Raw genomic sequence first — 16,487 nt, 5'->3', positions numbered from 1 at the left:
CGGAAGTCGAGGATAAACAGCCTAGATTCATTGCATCACTTTGTGCCTTGACAGGGTACACCATATTGGTACGCGGATCACGCTAACACTAATATTGCGGGGTACTTCAGCGATTTGGAATTTAATTCTGGTTTGTCTTGCCGCTCATGACTATTTTTTCTCCAGAGCGCATAACGCAATCATCCATCCTTGGTTTTCTGTGTCCCTGGGGAGGGGTTATGTCCAAAATCTTTTTCTTCCTGACATTGCTACTGTTAGGCGGTTGCAGTTGTTCTGCCTACCAGCCACCGATGGCGAATGTTTATATGCCGGATCAACACACATTAGTCTTCAGCGGCGAGACTAGAACTGAAAGTGTTAAACAAGCATTAGCTCTGGTGCAAAATGCTAAATCTCCGGTCACCACATTGATTATTACCAGCACAGGCAGTAATCCCGCGGGCGGAATGATGTTGGGGGAATGGGTCTATCAGCAGCAAGTCGCTGTAGAAGTTCGGGAGATATGTGCGGGCAGTTGTGCCAACTATATCTTTACCGCAGCCAGTAGTGTCAAGGTCGACCAAGATGCCGTGATTGGCTTTCAGGGAGGGGCTTGGCAGCAACACTGGGACAAGCCCTGGTACCGATTTTTAGTGCCAGGCTTTGATGAACATAAATGTCTATCAGTTACCGAATGGCGTGAGCGTGAAATCGCCTTCTTTGAACGTATTGGTGTCAGGGAGGAAATCACCCTCATGGGACAAATTAAGCCATTTGCTCAGCAGCGTTCCGGTAAATCTTGGTGGAGCTATCGTGCAGCAGACTTTAGTAAATTTGGCCTTCGCCAGGTACATTTTACCGATAACTACGACCGGCAAAGTAAAGTGGATATTCTTGAGTTTGCGCCTGGGCAACTGGAAAGCTACCTAGCCACTAATACTCTGCTGAGTAACGTAGCCCATTGAAAAATAGTTAACGCAGAACCATAGCGCTCCCCGCATGCTAATGGCCTTTAAACCTTAAAGCAGGACTGGTCAAATTGACTGGACAATTCGTCAAACCACGCACAGTATCGTAACTAAATTAACTTAAACAACTAATTGCTTATAGGATTTGCCATGGTTTTACAAATTGTTATCGCACTGCTGTTTATCACCAGTTGTTTTATTAACGCCCGTAAACGTTCCAATGAAACAGAGGTGTTACAGAAAATCGGTGAAAGTAACCTTGAGATTGAAATGCTGGTACAACAGGGGTTAGATCGCCTGACTGATGAAGGTGCGGTGTTTCTATGGTCTGCAAATGGCAATAAGGGACTGAATCTGGCGCTGACAGCTAATGCGGTGGCGCAATTGAAGGAACAGGGAATCATTAATCCAGCGTCATACTTTTTGCATAAAAAAGTCGCTGTATCTGGAGCGGTAATGAAACTCAACGGCCAACATCTGTTACCCATTCAGGCCGCAGATCAAATCCAGATCCTTAGTTAATCAACGCCCTTTTATAAAAAGACAAAGGCCGTAACTCACCGGCCTTTTCAGTTATGTATGCCTATTGTTCTTCCCGAAGAAATACTGGCGTATTAGCTGTCGACTGTGCGGCGCAATAGTAGTAACCCGCACGGTTAAACTGCTGCAGTTCTTCCGCCTTTGTTATTGGATGTTCCAGCAGATAACGCGCCATTAAGCCGCGCGCCTTTTTGGCATAGAAGCTGATAATTTTGTATTGACCATTTTTGGCATCTTTAAAAACTGGCGAGATTAGCTGACCGCTAAGTTTCTCAGGGCGTACCGCCTTAAAATACTCATTAGATGCCAGATTGATGATCAATTTATCCGGCTGCCCCAGTAATGCTTGGTTAATCCCTTCAGTAAGGGTATTGCCCCAAAATTGATACAGATTTGTCCCTTTCTGATTTTGCAGCGGTATTCCCATCTCCAAACGATAAGGCTGCATTAAATCCAAGGGCTTTAATAACCCGTATAAACCAGACAAGATCCGCAAGTGTTGTTGGGCATTTTCCACTAAGGTTTCAGACATGGTATCGGCATCAAGCCCGGTATAGACATCACCACGAAAGGCATACAGTGCCTGCTTAGCGTTATCAGGAGAAAAAGGAGGACGCCACTGCGCAAAACGTGCGGCATTCAGGCCTGCGATTTTATCACTGACTTTCATCAATGATGCAATTTGTGAAGGGGTTAATTGGCGGCACTCCGCCATCAACTGCTCACTGTACTGTAGATATTCGGGCTGGGAATATTGTTTCACCGCTGCAGGATGTTCAAAATCTAAGGTTTTTGCAGGCGAAATCAGGATAAGCATTCGTCACTCCAATTGGCGTTTCAATTGTTAATATCATACTGATCCATAATAAAAAAACCACGCGGTGATTGCGTGGTTTTTTCGATAGGCTTAAACGATGTCAGGTATTAGCCTCGACAACGACTGCCTCGGTTACTGGTTCTTCTGACTCGCCATTCCAGATATCGTCATCAATCTGCGATGCCAGATCTGGAAACTGTCGTTTATCAAATACCGGGCTTTTACCTTCACTCAATTGCTCTCGATAATCATTGATAACTCTCATGGCAACCCCAGATAACAGTACCAGTGCCAGAATATTTACCATGGCCATCAGCCCCATGGAAAGGTCAGCCATATTCCACACCAACGAAATCTTCGCCACCGAGCCAAACATCACCATCGCCAGCACCAGTAGCTTGAATATGGCGATGGCCTTTTTGCTATTACCGGTAAGAAACAACACGTTGGTTTCAGCGTATGAATAATTGGCAATGATCGACGTGAAACAAAACAGCAGAATTGACCCCGCAACAAACCAGCCGCCCCATGAACCTACATGATGACTCAGCGCATTAATGGTCAGTTGAATACCATCTTCAGCACTGTTATTCCATTCACCCGACAATAGAATAATGGCGGCAGTGGCACTGCATATGACGATAGTGTCCATAAACACGCCTACCATCTGTACAAAGCCCTGCGACGCCGGGTGGTTAGGTGTCGGAGAGGCACTCGCTGCGACATTAGCTGCACTGCCCATACCGGCTTCATTAGAAAATAGCCCACGCGCAATCCCGGCTTGTAATGCTTGAGATGCTGTGTACGCAACACCACCTGCGGCCACCTCCTGCCAACCAAAAGCACTTTTCACCACCATGACTAAAATTGCCGGGAGCTGACTGATATTCATTGCGACAACAACTAACGCGATAGCGATATAAGCAAGCGCCATCACCGGGACAATCACTTCCGAGACTCGAGCGACTTTGCGTAGTCCGCCCATAATCACTAAGGCACTACCAACGACCAGCAAAACACCTATCCAGGCGGGTTGCCAACCGAATACTTCCGTCATCGCCCCGGTAATAGTGTTAGCCTGTACGGCATTGAAAACCAAGCCAAAAGAGATAATCAGAAATACCGCAAACAGGATCCCCATCCACCGTTGTCCCAGTCCACGTTCCATATAATAGGATGGACCACCACGGAACTGTCCGTCTTTATCCCTCACTTTATAGACTTGGGCGAGGGTTGACTCAACCATTGCCGTCGCCATGCCCAGCAATGCAATGACCCACATCCAGAATACTGCGCCCGGGCCGGCGGTACTGATAGCAACAGCTACCCCGGCCATATTACCCGCACCAACTCTGGCTGCCATGCTGGTACAAAAGACTTGAAACGACGACAAACCACTGTCGCAACCTTCACGACTGGTCATCATGATCCGCGCTGAATGGCCTAAATGAGTTACTTGAATAAATAACAATCTAATTGTGAAATACAGACCTGCACCGACAAGCGCATAAACCAGTAACTTGCCCCATAACAGGGAGTTGAGGAAATTAACGATAGTTTCAACCATGAGCTTAACTCAAGGGCGACAACGGCAAGTCATTGACCATGACCACCGCAGGACCCAAGACATCCTCCCAAGACCAACAAAATAGACATCAGGCATAAATTGAACGCAACCGGCCAAACATCACCGTTTCAAGGCCTCCAATTCATATCCACCACATTGTTTTAATTATATTTTTTATTATCTCTGCAATTTCCCTTATTGCATAAGAAGGCGATGCAAATCATCTAAAATAGATGCACAACAACATCTGCGCAGAATATCGCCGACCTGCCACAACAGGTTCCACCATCAATCTACCCGAAAAGAATGCATGAATACAAATCTGTTGCGCCCAATCAAACCATAAGCTAGCTATCGGCAAATATTCCGCAGTAGATACGAAAAAAAATCTCACAATTTTTAATATTTTTAGATGAAATACCGCTTTTGACTAATAAATCATAATCGCTGACAACATGTGAAAGCCCAATAGAAAGCAGTGCAGATTATTTATGATGATAATTTTCCGGTTGTCATAATTTTCCATTTGATTAAAGAACAACATCAAAAAGGTATTTTACATCGCGGTTAACAGATTAATTTTAACCATATTAAATCTGGATATTTACCAAATTTTCACATATAAGAATCATATACATTACAAATAAAGGAAATTTTGTGCTGTGTGTGGAAAGTTTTTTAATAACGCCAGATAATTCTCAATGTTGATTAATAACAACGGGATTTATCCCTCGCCAGGTCGAATATACGACCAACAAACTTCATAGGACGTGGAGCATATGATGAACGCTAAACTTACTTCTTTATTACTGGTTTCTGCTATGCCATTTGTGGCGGCAGCAGCAGAACAGAAACTGACGCCTTGGTACATCGGTGCCGGCGCAGGTATCAATAATTACGAACCTAACTGTGATCAAAAAACCATGAAAACTTGCGGCAAAGACGACCCATTTGCTTGGGACGTTTTTGGCGGTTACATGTTCAATGATTACTTTGGCGTGGAACTCGGTTATCGCAATCTGGGCCGTGCTGAATGGACGGATTATTCCGATGTCAGAAATGATGCGGGTGTCAAAGGTGCAACTTTAGGCTTGGTTGGTTTCTGGCCTATTGCACAAGATTGGGCCGTATCTGCTGAAGCGGGCGCGATGAACTACCTGATCTCTAACAAACAACAATATGGCACTCACTACTACAGCGATAGTGGTGTAGCACCTTATTTTGGTGTGGGTGTAGGTTACAACATCACCGAAAATCTCAAGCTGCAGGCAAAATATCGCCGCTACGAAAATCTTGATGAAGAAAAGTGGAACACCCTCAGCATGGAAAGTAACTACTGGGGCTTGGAACTGAGTTATCGCTTTGGCTATAGCACACCGGCACCAATGCCAGCACCAGAACCAGCTCCCGTCGCTGCTGCGCCAGTCGATAGCGATCATGATGGTGTAACTGATGATATGGACCAGTGTCCAAATACCCCTATCGAACACAAGGTTGACGCTAAAGGTTGTTCTATTTACGTAGAAAAGCTGGAAACCCTGAAAATTGCCGCTAAATTCGATAACAATTCATCCGTGGTAAAACCAGACTCCATGGCTGATATCGAAAAAGTCGCCAGCTTTATGAACAAATATCCAAAAGCTGATTTGGAAATTTCAGGCCATGCCTCTCTGCCAGGTAAAGCCAGCTACAACCTGTGGTTGTCTCAAAAACGTGCTGACGCTGTCGCCAAGATCCTGGTGGATAAATATGGCATTGCAGCCTCTCGTATCACTGCCAAAGGTTATGGTGAAACCCAGCCATTAGTACAGGGAACTTCTCCTGAAGCTAACGAAGCAAACCGCCGCATTGAAGCTCACATCAGCTTTAAAAATAAGCAAGCACTGCTGAAATAAGCTGTTAGTTGATACCGAACAAAAGCCGCTGTCTTCAGCGGCTTTTTTGTTGCCGCGATAGTCGGTACACTGGCACAACAAAAGTTTGTTGCGTCAAACGATTTGCCTCCGGTTGCCATGACTATCCAGTGAGTGGCAAGATGTGCGAACACATTACAAGTAAAGATCATGCAAGTTTGACAGAATATCTGTAAAGGACGTTATCCATGGCGAATACACTCGCACAACTGAAATCCATGACTACCATAGTTGCCGACACCGGTGATATTGAAGCAATTAAACGTTATCAACCGGAAGATGCAACCACTAACCCGTCTTTGATCCTCAAAGCTGCGCAAATTCCCGAATATGCAGGACTCATTGATAACGCAATTGCTTGGGCAAAAGCTCAAAGCAGTGACAAAGCCCAGCAATTGGAAGATGCCGCAGATAAACTTGCAGTCAATATCGGCGTCGAAATCCTGAAACTGGTGCCTGGTAAAGTGTCTACCGAAGTAGATGCTCGGTTGTCTTTTGACAAAACAGCATCAATCGCTAAAGCGCAGAAACTGATAAAACTCTATCAAGAAGCGGGCATCGATAAATCACGTATTCTGATCAAACTCGCATCCACCTGGGAAGGTGTATGCGCGGCAAAACAACTCGAACAATCGGGCATCAACTGCAATTTAACGCTGCTATTCAGTTTCGCCCAGGCCAGAGCTTGTGCTGAAGCGGGCGTATTTCTCATTTCACCCTTTGTTGGCCGCATTTTAGATTGGTACAAAAAGAGTACCGGTTCAGACTACAGTGCCAGTGAAGATCCTGGCGTGTTGTCTGTTACGAAAATCTATGAATACTACAAACGGCACGGCTACAATACCGTCGTGATGGGTGCGAGCTTCCGTAATACCGGAGAAATCATCGAAATTGCCGGTTGCGACCGTTTGACTATCGGCCCGTCATTGTTAGAAGAGTTGGCCAACAGTGACGTGGTTATTTCCCGAAAGTTGAGACCGGCCGACGATACTCAGCCTGCACCAGCGCCCATGACCGAAGCAGAATTTCGGTGGGCATTTAACGAAGATGCCATGGCGGTTGAAAAGCTGGCAGAGGGGATCCGTAACTTTGCCATCGATCAGGATAAACTGGAGGCTATGCTTAAGGCTAAGTTAGCTTAAGCTCGCTCTGGATATAAAGGACTATGAATTTATCCCATGAGTAAACTCACCCGATATACAAGTTGGCAGGCACTGACAGGACTGGTAAACACCCTACCCCACATGCGGCAGTTGTTTGCTGATGATCCGCAACGCTTTGATAAGTACTCGCTTAAAGACTGCGGGCTGCTACTAGATTACTCAAAAAACCGTATTGATGCCCAAGTTGTACAACAGTTACTGCAACTTGCAGCAGAGGCGGGATTACCGCAAAAAATTGCCGCGATGTTTGCTGGTGCGCTGATTAACACCACCGAAAAACGTGCCGTCCTGCATACAGCTTTACGTGCACCTGCCGATGCCGATATTCGAGTCGATGACTGCAATGTCGTCCCCGAAGTACAAGCAACCCTCAAAAAAATGGCGGCGTTTATCGACGCGTTATATCACGGAGAGTGGCGCGGTTGTACTGGCAAGAAAATTACCGATGTGGTTGCCATCGGCATTGGCGGCTCATTTCTCGGTCCTAAAATCGTTTCCGAAGCACTGAAACCCTACTGGAACGGCAAACTCAACTGCCATTTTGTCGCAAACGTTGACGGTAGTTGTCTTAGCGATAAGCTTGAAGCGCTCGATCCACAGACGACCCTGTTTCTGATGTCCTCTAAATCTTTTGGTACTCAGGAAACGCTCACCAACACGCTTTCAGCTAAAGCTTGGTTCTTAGCCAAGGGGCATACACAAGCGGATGTTGCCAAGCATTTCGCTGCTATCACTTCGAATGTTGAAAAAGCGACAGCGTTTGGTATTGATGCCGATAACATCTTTCCGATGTGGGATTGGGTGGGTGGCCGCTATTCGTTATGGTCTGCCATAGGACTGCCGATCGCATTATTGATTGGTATGGATAATTTCCGCCTGCTGTTGCAAGGTGCGAGAGAAATGGACGTGCATTTCGCCGCAACACCACTAGCGCAAAATATGCCCGTAATAATGGGATTGTTGTCTATCTGGTATAACAACTTCCAAGGCGCACAATCGCATGTGGTGTTGACCTACGATCATTACTTGCGCGGTTTACCGGCTTACTTCCAGCAACTGGATATGGAAAGTAACGGTAAGTCCGTTACCTTAGATGGTGAAACTGTAGACTACAGCACCGGGCCGGTGATTTGGGGTGGCGAAGGCACCAACGGTCAGCATGCCTATCATCAACTGCTGCATCAAGGCACAGCGTTAATTCCCGCTGACTTTATTCTGCCATTGCAAAGTCATCATCCTTTAGGTGAACATCATGCACAGTTGGCCTCCAATTGTTTTGGCCAGACACAAGCATTGATGCAAGGCCGCACCTATGAGGAAGCCTTGACAGAACTCGCTAACAGTCCTTTAAGTGCATCTGAAAAGCAGCTGATTGCCCGTCATAAAGTGATGCATGGGAATAAACCCAGTAATACCATCCTGATGGATAAACTGACCCCCGAAACCCTAGGTGCACTGATTGCACTCTATGAGCATCGGACCTTTGTGCAAGGGGCTATTTGGGATATTAATTCCTTTGATCAATGGGGAGTTGAGCTTGGGAAAACATTAGGAAATGCTGTGTTAACCCGACTTTCTGCACCACAAGACTGTAATGACCTTGATAGCTCCAGTAACAGTCTGATTGGTTTGTTTAGAAAACAAAGAATTTAAATCATATCAAATAATTAAGGCCGGCATTCAATCCCGGCCTTATCTCACTTCACATCAAGAAATTTCATCTTAATGTAAATGTCTTAAACATTTAACACTGGGGAAACATTTAGCTTGCACCCTGTTCAGCAAGTATGCTATTTAAATGCTGACAAAACATACAACAACAGGAGGTTGCCATGGATCAATTAGATTATGGTAGTGCGCTTGACCTAGTGGAAGAAAGACCCAGCCGTTCTCGCAACTCCAAAAAACGTAAATGGCGGGAGATTGAAGCGTTAAAGGAAAAACACCGCTTAATGCGGGAGCTTAAGGAAATCGATAGCAGCTTTGATGCTGATTTGGAAACCCTTCTGATTTAGTATGTAAAAAAGGCCATGGTCAATACCGTGGCCTTTTTGTTAGAAGCTTTGCCAAATACTGAATGACGTAGCAGTATACTGCCGCTGCCCAGGTATGTTTATCTTAACTCAGCAGGTACCGCAAATACGGTATCTTCTTTGCGCCCTTCAACTTCGGTTATCACACTAGGCGCTAATTGAGCGATAGCGTCCACCACTTGCTGCACCAGCACTTCTGGCGCAGATGCTCCTGCGGTCACCGCCACTTTAGTGACCCCAGAAAACCAGTCAGCGTCAATATCCGCGGCGTTATCCAGCAAGTACGCCTTAGTGCCAGACTTCTGCGCGAGTTCTTTTAGGCGATTTGAATTTGAGCTGTTGCGAGAGCCAACAACAATTAATAGGTCCACATCTGATGCAATCTTACGTACCGCATCCTGGCGATTCTGGGTGGCGTAACAAATATCATCCTTACGCGGCCCCTCAATGCAAGGGAAACGCTTTTGCAGCGCGGCAATGATATCTATGGTGTCATCAACAGACAGCGTTGTTTGGGTGACGAAGCAAAGGTTTTCGGCATTTTTAACCTGAAGCTTGGCAACGTCTTCCAGAGACTCAACCAGATACACCCCGCCCTCAGGATTATCATATTGCCCCATGGTGCCTTCCACCTCTGGGTGACCGGCATGACCGACCAAAATACACTCGACGCCTTTACGGCTGGCACGGGTCACCTGCAGATGCACTTTCGTCACCAACGGACAGGTCGCATCAAAGACTTTCAGTCCACGCTGTTTGGCTTCGCCACGCACAGCTTGCGACACGCCGTGTGCGCTGAAAATCACAATGCTGTTGTCTGGGACCTGATCGAGTTCATCGACGAATACCGCCCCGCGGTGTTTCAGATCTTCCACCACATAGCGGTTATGTACGACTTCGTGTCGCACATAAATTGGAGGAGAGAACAGTTCCAACGCCCGCTCTACAATACTGATAGCACGATCCACACCGGCACAAAAACCACGAGGGTTGGCCAGAAGAATATTCAGAGCTGATGGTTGTGGCTTGGTATCAGTCATAGTTAAGCTCCTGTAGCACTTCTAACTGGAATGTTAGTGTCTGTCCGGCCAATGGATGATTCATATCCACGGTGACGGAATCTCCCGCAACTTCTCGAACAATGCCTGGAATTTCAGCGCCATTAGCACCGGCAAAGCCGACGATGACGCCGGGCTCCAGCGTCATATCGGCCGGGAAACGGGTACGGTCCAGATAATAGATATTATCGGGATTTACCTCTCCAAACGCATCAATCGGCGCTAACGTGAAATCATGTTTGTCGCCTACAACGAGCCCAGAAAGCTGGGCATCAAACGCTGGGCTTAAACTACCATCGCCGATATTCAGACGTACCGGTTTATGATTTGCTCGGGTATTTTCTGCGGTGGAACCATCTTCCAGTAAGATTACCATATGACACAGTAGAGAACGCTTCTCAGACATAGCTATTCCTTTGTTGCAGCGGGCTTTTCCTGGGCCTTATCGCCCCCAAAAGCCTCCCACACAATCAGAAATGCGCCGACACAGATAGCCGAATCAGCGATATTAAAAGCAGGATAGTGGCTGGTCTGCCAATGGAAATCGAGAAAATCCACCACAAATCCGTGCACCAGGCGATCCAAAAGATTACCCAGCGCACCGCCAATGACCAGGGTATAGGCTACTGACAGCAACCTTTTTGCCGCAGGTAAGCGACGTAACCAGATGGTCAGCACAACACTGAAACCCACAGCGACCAAGGTAAACATCCAGCGTTGCCAGCCACCAGCATCCCCGAGGAAACTGAAAGCGGCACCGTAGTTGCGCACATAGGTCAAGTTGAAAACCGGCAACAGTTTTACCGATTCATACAGATCAAAATTGGCCAGAATCCACTGTTTGGATAGTTGGTCCGCCATAAAGGCCAACACCACTATCCAATACCAGCGCAGACCACTCTGTTTCCAGTCAGCAGGCATACGGTACCTTAAGCGAACAGACGTTGCTCGCCTTCCCCTTCAATATTGGTCACACAGCGACCACAAAGATGTGGATGCGCAGGATTTACGCCTACATCTTCACGATGATGCCAGCAACGTTCGCATTTTTCTGCAGCCGCTTTGCTAACCTGCAGTTTCAATGCCGACAATTCTGTGTCAGTGGCATCGGCAGGCGCCTGCGCCAACGGCTGCACGGTAGCTTTCGAGGTCAACAGCACGAAACGCAATTCATCACCAATTTTTGCCAGTGCGTCAGCGAGTGCTTCATCAGCAAATAACACCACTTCAGCTTCTAACGCCCCCCCAATCAGTTGGTCACGACGCCCCTGTTCCAAGGCCTTGTTGACTTCATCACGCACTTGCAGCAACTGTTGCCAGTAGCTATCGCTGAGATCGTTGTCCAAGGTGACAGATTTAAGACCGTCATACCATTCCTGAGTAAACACATAAGTGTCGCGTTTGCCCGGCATTAACTGCCAGATTTCATCGGCAGTAAAGCTCAGAATTGGCGCGATCCAACGGACCATGGCTTCCGCAATCAAGAACAGGGCTGATTGGCAGCTACGGCGCGCATGACCATTACTTTTAGCGGTGTACTGGCGATCTTTAATGATATCCAGATAGAAACTACCCAGCTCTACCGAACAGAACTGCATCAGCTTCTGCACCACGATGTGGAAACTATAGCTGTTGTAAGCTTCCAGTAACTCCTGCTGCAATGCGGCGGCACGACGCACCACCCAGCGATCCAACGCCACCATCTCTTCGATAGCGATGGTATCCGTTTCTGGATTAAAACCATTCAGATTAGCCAGCAGGAAGCGCGCGGTGTTGCGGATACGACGATAGGCATCGGCACTGCGTTTCAGAATTTCGTCGGAAACGGTCATTTCACCACTGTAATCCGTAGAGGCTACCCACAAACGCAGAATGTCAGCCCCCAGCTTATTGATGACTTCCATTGGTGCAATGACGTTACCCAATGACTTGGACATCTTGCGGCCTTTGGCATCGACCGTAAAACCATGGGTCAGCACTTGCTTGTAAGGTGCCTTACCATTCATGGCAGTGGACAACATCAATGACGACATGAACCAGCCACGATGCTGATCTGAACCTTCCAGATAAAGGTCAGCTTCTTTCCCATGAAATTCTGGACGAGTCGCGACCACAGTGGCAAAAGTTGAGCCGGAGTCATACCACACATCCAACGTGTCAGACACTTTGCGGTAGTTAGCAGCATCGGCACCCAGCAGCTCTTCGATGTCTAAATCCCACCAGGCCTGAATGCCATGTTGTTCAATACGCTCAGCAATTTTTTCCATCAGCGCGATACTGTCAGGGTGTAGTTCATCGGTATCTTTATGGACAAACAGGGTGATAGGGACACCCCAAGTACGCTGACGCGAAATACACCAGTCAGGGCGGTTAGCGACCATTTTCTCAATGCGGCCTTCACCCCAGTCAGGGATCCATTGCGTCTGTTCAATCTCTTTCAACGCATCACTACGCAACCCTTTGTTATCCATAGAGATAAACCATTGCGGTGTCGCACGGAAAATAATTGGGGTTTTGTGGCGCCAGCAATGCGGGTAACTATGGCGATAGGCCTGATAATGTAACAGCGCGCCACGCTCTTTCAACACGGCGACGACATCATCATTGGCTTTGAACACATGCTTACCGGCAAACAATGGAGTGTCATCTTTATAGACACCGTTGTCACCGACAGGATTCGCGACTTCCAAACCGTATTTTTGGCCTACCACGAAGTCATCCTGACCGTGTCCAGGCGCAGTGTGCACCACACCGGTACCGGAATCAGTGGTGACGTGATCGCCTAATACCACCGGTACTGTAAACTCATAAAATGGATGCTGGAAACGGATCAGTTCGAGCGCTTCACCTTTGCAGCGCCCCAATACTTGGGATGCTGTGGCGCCATAACGTTTGAGGCACTCTTCATAAAGGGCTTCTGCCAGCACCAGTGTCCTCTTGCCCGATTCCAGTTCAGCTTCTACCAGCACGTAGTCCAGCTCAGGGCTGACACACAAGGCGCGGTTAGCTGGCATAGTCCATGGCGTGGTGGTCCAGATCACCATGGCTGGAGCAGTAACCGCTGTAACGCCAAATGCTGCGGCGACTTTTTCCGGTTCTGCACAAACAAAGGCTACATCAATAGCGGGTGAAGTGCGGTCTTCATATTCCACTTCCGCTTCGGCCAGTGCCGAACCACAATCGGTACACCAGTGCACCGGCTTCACGCCTTTTTGCAGATGACCATTGCTGATAACTTTGGCCAATGAGCGAACGATATTGGCTTCCGTATTGAAGTTCATTGTGAGGTAAGGATTATACCAATCCCCCAGCACCCCCAGACGAATAAAGTCCTGACGCTGGCCATCCACCTGAGTCGCCGCATATTGACGGCACTGTTCTCGGAATTCTGCCGCTGAAATTTTCTGGCCCGGTTTACCCACCTTCTGCTCAACTTTGAGTTCAATAGGCAAACCGTGGCAGTCCCATCCCGGTACATAAGGTGCGTCAAAACCGGACATGGTCTTGGACTTTACAATGATGTCTTTCAGGATCTTATTAACTGAGTGACCAATATGAATACTGCCGTTTGCGTATGGAGGGCCATCGTGCAGAATAAACATGTCACGGCCGCTACGGCTGTTGCGGATCTGCTGATATAGCTGTTCATCATTCCAGCGTTTCAGCATCTCGGGTTCCCGGTTTGCCAGGTTACCACGCATCGGAAACTCAGTTTCCGGCAGATTCAAAGTTGATTTATAGTCGCTCATTGATCCTTTACCATTTATATGGCTGATGACTCAGCCCGCATCATTGCTGAGTAACGCCTTAGCGTCATCAACATCATTCATAATCTGTTTTTGCAACGCGTCCAGTGATTGGAACGGCTTTTCATCACGAATTTTCGCCACCAGTTCCACTTCAACCCGTTTCCCATAAATATCGCCAGAGAAATCAAATAGATTGACTTCCAGCAAACAATTCTGACCTTTCACTGTCGGACGGAATCCAACATTGGCAACTCCGTCATATTTCTCGCTACCCGACCACCATAATCTGACAGCAAAAACACCGCGTACCGGCACAACCTGCCGTTTTAGCGCAATATTGGCGGTGGGAAATCCCAAAGTACGACCGAGCTGCTGACCATGAACCACGCGGCCAGACAACGTAAATGGATGACCTAATAATCGCCGCGCCTGTTCCAGATTTCCTTTGGCCAGAGCTTCACGGACCATAGTAGAACTGACGCGTTGGTCTCCCACCAAAAAGCTCGCAGTGTTTACCACAGCAAAACCATGATGTTCACCGGCTTCACAAAGCATTTCAAAATCACCGCGACGTTTCTGACCAAAGCGAAAATCATCACCAATCACCAGATAGCGGACACCAAGTTTATCGACCAATAACGATTCAACAAACTGTTCCGGCGGCAACTGCGCAAATTGGTGATCAAAACGCACACACAGCAGACGATCAACGCCTAACTCGGCTAACAGGGCAATCTTATCTCGAAGCAAACTGATCCTTGCCGGGGCATTTTGACCAGCAAATAGCTCCTGAGGTTGCGGCTCAAAGGTCATCAGTGTGGCAGGTAACCCTAATTGCCTGGCTTTCTTGACCAGATTAGTAATTACCTCGGCATGCCCACGATGAACACCATCGAAGTTGCCGATGGTCAGCACACAACCGCGGTGATGAGCCTGAATATTATGTATTCCGCGAATCAGTTCCATTAATCAAACAACTGCACACAAGGAAATTTGCGGATTATATACCAGCTAAATTGCATAATCAGCCCTTGCGCAGCGGTTTACGCCATGGACGTCCGCCCAACAGCAGAATAATCAACAGATAAACTGCGACACCCGCTAAGATCAGGCGTAAAAGATGCCAGATTCGTTGATGAATAGACCAATGCAACCAATCCGACATCGCTGGAGACAACCACACTAACACCAACACCATCGTTGTCACCGCCAGCAAAACCTTCAGTAAAAAGATCAAGGTATTGCTGCTGACACGATAAACCCCCGCTAAATGTAAACCTCGATACAACATACCAGCATTTAATAATGCCGACATCGATGTCGCAATCGCCAACCCGACATAACTAAACGGAAATGCCAGTATGATGTTGAATACCATATTGCTGAGCATGGCAATAATGCCGATTTTTACCGGAGTTTTGGTATCCTGGCGTGCGTAATACCCCGGCGCCAGCACTTTAATCAGCATAAAACTGAGCAGGCCACTGCCATAAGCAATTAATGAACTGGATGCCATATTCACATCTTGGATATCGAAAGCACCGCGCATAAACAACACCATCAACATCGGTTTAGCAAGCACTATCAACCCGGCCATGGCGGGCGCACCAAGCAAAATTACCGCCCGCACGCCCCAGTCCATGGTCTGTCCGAATTCGGTGCTCTCAGCATTAACATGCTTACGCGACAACGTGGGCAAAATCACCGTAGCAATAGCAATACCAAACAGGCCCAGTGGAAATTCCAGTAATCGATCTGAGTAGTACAGCCAGCTGATAGAACCGGTCATCAGGAAGCTGGCTATAAAGGTATCTAACAGCAGGTTAATTTGTGACACTGACACCCCAAACAACGCTGGTAACATCAGCTTCCGAATTTTAACCACACCAGGGTCGTGCCATCCCCAGGTTGGTTTAACTAATGCGTGTTCCCGCAACAGGAATGGAATTTGAAATAAAAACTGGATTATGCCACCCGCAAACACGCCCCACGCCAGGCCAATTTCCGGACGTTCTAACCTAGGACTCAGCCAGATAGCCGCAGCAATAATCGCAACATTCAGAAAAACCGGCGTAAACGCTGAAATCGCAAAACGACCACGGGTATTAAGAATAGAACCCGATAACGCAGTAAAGGTGATAAACCACAGATAAGGGAAGGTAATTTTCAGCATCAAAGATGCCAGCTCAAACTTGGCACCATCGGGTTCATGATTTACCCAGGCGACAAACCATCCAGCCCCAAATAAAGCCGTCAGCACTGGCGATGCCAGCACGCCCACCATAGTAACGACCGAGACCAAGATACCAAGAGTTCCCGCGACTTTTGACAGTAGTTGTCTGACTTCATCACTGGATTTAGTTTCCTGATACTCAGTGAGTACAGGTACAAAAGCCTGTGCAAATGCCCCTTCCGCAAATAAGCGTCTCAGAAAATTGGGAATTTTGTTGGCAAAGAAAAAAACATCTGCACTGACACCCGCGCCCATCAGGTTAGCGACCACCACGTCTCGGATAAGCCCTAAGACGCGCGAAATCAAGGTCATCACGCTAACAATCAGACCTGAACGCACCAGTTTTTTACTCAATCAGACTTCCCCGGAAAACCCATGACCGACTTGCTGGACTTGTCTCAAATTTTCCATCGGACACTGTCACATGGCGGCAATTACTGTTAGAATGCGCCCCATCTTACACGAGT

The 16,487-nt window shown here is 47.5% G+C and carries 14 protein-coding genes; 6 read left to right on the top strand and 8 right to left on the bottom strand.

The window, feature by feature from the left end; translation table 11 throughout:
- Positions 1-218: 218 nt before the first annotated feature.
- Positions 219-944 (top strand): hypothetical protein, encoded by a 726-nt coding sequence (locus PY479_RS01310; RefSeq protein WP_275482606.1) that lies wholly within the window; start codon positions 219-221, stop codon positions 942-944.
- Positions 945-1,097: 153 nt separating this feature from the next.
- Positions 1,098-1,469 carry a hypothetical protein gene (locus PY479_RS01305; RefSeq protein WP_275482605.1) on the top strand — a complete coding sequence of 124 codons (372 nt, stop codon included), beginning with the start codon at positions 1,098-1,100 and terminating at the stop codon, positions 1,467-1,469.
- 61 nt (positions 1,470-1,530) lie between these two features.
- On the opposite strand, the gene yaaA is transcribed toward PY479_RS01305, so the two are convergent.
- The gene (gene yaaA / locus PY479_RS01300) at positions 1,531-2,304 is read right to left on the bottom strand and encodes a peroxide stress protein YaaA (RefSeq protein WP_212595800.1); all 774 of its coding nucleotides are present in this window, start codon (positions 2,302-2,304) and stop codon (positions 1,531-1,533) included.
- 100 nt (positions 2,305-2,404) lie between these two features.
- The gene (locus tag PY479_RS01295) at positions 2,405-3,871 is read right to left on the bottom strand and encodes an alanine/glycine:cation symporter family protein (protein ID WP_212595799.1); all 1,467 of its coding nucleotides are present in this window, start codon (positions 3,869-3,871) and stop codon (positions 2,405-2,407) included.
- A 779-nt stretch (positions 3,872-4,650) separates the two neighbouring features.
- Between PY479_RS01295 and PY479_RS01290 the strand changes: the two genes are divergently transcribed.
- From PY479_RS01290 to PY479_RS01275, 4 genes are all read left to right on the top strand, one after another.
- Complete coding sequence (locus tag PY479_RS01290; RefSeq protein ID WP_275482604.1) at positions 4,651-5,766, top strand: OmpA family protein; 1,116 nt, start codon at positions 4,651-4,653, stop codon at positions 5,764-5,766.
- Between the two features lie 206 nt (positions 5,767-5,972).
- On the top strand, positions 5,973-6,926 hold the full coding sequence (tal, locus tag PY479_RS01285) for a transaldolase (protein WP_275482602.1): 954 nt from the start codon (positions 5,973-5,975) through the stop codon (positions 6,924-6,926).
- A gap of 36 nt (positions 6,927-6,962) precedes the next feature.
- Positions 6,963-8,600 carry a glucose-6-phosphate isomerase gene (pgi, locus tag PY479_RS01280; protein WP_275482601.1) on the top strand — a complete coding sequence of 546 codons (1,638 nt, stop codon included), beginning with the start codon at positions 6,963-6,965 and terminating at the stop codon, positions 8,598-8,600.
- Between the two features lie 179 nt (positions 8,601-8,779).
- Positions 8,780-8,962: a DUF3545 family protein gene (locus PY479_RS01275; protein WP_212595795.1), complete on the top strand. Its 183-nt coding sequence runs from the start codon at positions 8,780-8,782 to the stop codon at positions 8,960-8,962.
- A 98-nt stretch (positions 8,963-9,060) separates the two neighbouring features.
- Here the strand turns inward: PY479_RS01275 and ispH are convergent, their stop codons facing one another.
- From ispH to murJ, 6 genes are read right to left on the bottom strand one after another with little or no spacing between them, the layout of a single operon-like run.
- A complete protein-coding gene (gene ispH / locus PY479_RS01270; RefSeq protein WP_275482700.1) occupies positions 9,061-9,990 on the bottom strand; it encodes a 4-hydroxy-3-methylbut-2-enyl diphosphate reductase in 930 nt (309 codons plus the stop codon).
- A gap of 22 nt (positions 9,991-10,012) precedes the next feature.
- The gene (fkpB, locus tag PY479_RS01265) at positions 10,013-10,444 is read right to left on the bottom strand and encodes an FKBP-type peptidyl-prolyl cis-trans isomerase (protein WP_275482600.1); all 432 of its coding nucleotides are present in this window, start codon (positions 10,442-10,444) and stop codon (positions 10,013-10,015) included.
- A gap of 2 nt (positions 10,445-10,446) precedes the next feature.
- Positions 10,447-10,959 carry a signal peptidase II gene (lspA, locus tag PY479_RS01260; protein ID WP_275482599.1) on the bottom strand — a complete coding sequence of 171 codons (513 nt, stop codon included), beginning with the start codon at positions 10,957-10,959 and terminating at the stop codon, positions 10,447-10,449.
- Between the two features lie 8 nt (positions 10,960-10,967).
- Positions 10,968-13,787 carry an isoleucine--tRNA ligase gene (gene ileS, locus PY479_RS01255; protein WP_275482598.1) on the bottom strand — a complete coding sequence of 940 codons (2,820 nt, stop codon included), beginning with the start codon at positions 13,785-13,787 and terminating at the stop codon, positions 10,968-10,970.
- A 30-nt stretch (positions 13,788-13,817) separates the two neighbouring features.
- The gene (gene ribF, locus PY479_RS01250; protein ID WP_212595791.1) at positions 13,818-14,753 is read right to left on the bottom strand and encodes a bifunctional riboflavin kinase/FAD synthetase; all 936 of its coding nucleotides are present in this window, start codon (positions 14,751-14,753) and stop codon (positions 13,818-13,820) included.
- A 58-nt stretch (positions 14,754-14,811) separates the two neighbouring features.
- Complete coding sequence (gene murJ / locus PY479_RS01245) at positions 14,812-16,374, bottom strand: murein biosynthesis integral membrane protein MurJ (protein WP_212595790.1); 1,563 nt, start codon at positions 16,372-16,374, stop codon at positions 14,812-14,814.
- Between the last annotated feature and the right edge of the window lie 113 nt (positions 16,375-16,487).

The organism is Shewanella sp. A32, assembly GCF_029167175.1.
Taxonomy (GTDB): domain Bacteria; phylum Pseudomonadota; class Gammaproteobacteria; order Enterobacterales; family Shewanellaceae; genus Shewanella; species Shewanella yunxiaonensis.
The sequence above is the reverse complement of the archived record's forward strand: the minus strand, read 5'-3'. Positions and strand labels throughout refer to the sequence as shown.